1 protein-coding gene is annotated in these 999 nt (G+C 36.2%); it reads left to right on the top strand.

What is annotated here, in order from left to right; genetic code table 11:
* A partial coding sequence (locus tag BBG48_RS10785; protein WP_243446789.1) for a DNA topoisomerase occupies positions 1 to 999 on the top strand: 999 nt, incomplete at both ends.

Raw genomic sequence — 999 nt, 5'->3', positions numbered from 1 at the left:
ATATAATACAGTGGAATTAAGCCTTAATGGCTTTACACTATCAACAGATAGAATTGATGATGAGGTTGCTGCTGAACAGCTAATCAATTTAGTAGGCGATAAGATAGAAATTACCGATGTTATTCAAAAGGAAAAGATAACAAAACCTGAGCTGCCATTTGACCTGACAACGCTTCAAAGAGAGTGCAATAAATATTTTGGATACTCAGCTAAGCAGACACTTGATTATGCTCAAAGTCTTTACGAAAAGAAACTGATTACCTATCCAAGAACAGACAGCAGATGCCTTACTGAAGATATGATTGTAAGTACGGTTAATAACATTTTAGGAAAGAATGATTTTGATACAGGGCGTATCAAGACGGTATTTAACTCTAAAAAGGTTACAGACCATCATGCGATTATACCGACAGCAAGCAGTATGAATGGGGACTTAACTTCTCTTCCGGAAAGTGAATTGAAGGTATATGAACTTATTTTAAATAAGCTACATGCAAGTGTAGGCTATCCTTTAATTGAGAATACAACGAAGATTGTGGCTGAATTTGATGGATTTGAATTTACAAGTAGTGGAAAGGTGATTGTAGATGAGGGCTTTACCAAATACCTAAACGAATATGCAAAAAAGAAAAATGAAGATACAGTGCTTCCGGATGTAAAGATTGGTTATAGTCTTGATATTAAAGATAAAGAGATAAAAGAAAAGTACACTCAACCGGCTAAGCATTTTACGGAAGATCTTCTCCTGAAGGCTATGGAGCTTGCAGGAAATGACGCATTGGAAAAAGGTGTAGAAGTTGAGCGAAAAGGACTTGGAACACCTGCAACAAGAGCAGGAATCATTGAAAATTTAATCTTCAAAGGATTTATTGAAAGAGATAAGAAAAACCTTATTGCCACACACAAAGGAATCAGCCTTGTAACGATTGTAGCCGATACTTTTAAATCAGCAGAAACAACAGCAAAGTGGGAAATGGAGTTATCGGATATTGCACAGGG

It is taken from the genome of Criibacterium bergeronii (assembly GCF_001693775.2).
GTDB classification, from domain to species: domain Bacteria; phylum Bacillota; class Clostridia; order Peptostreptococcales; family Filifactoraceae; genus Peptoanaerobacter; species Peptoanaerobacter bergeronii.
The sequence above is the reverse complement of the archived record's forward strand: the minus strand, read 5'-3'. Positions and strand labels throughout refer to the sequence as shown.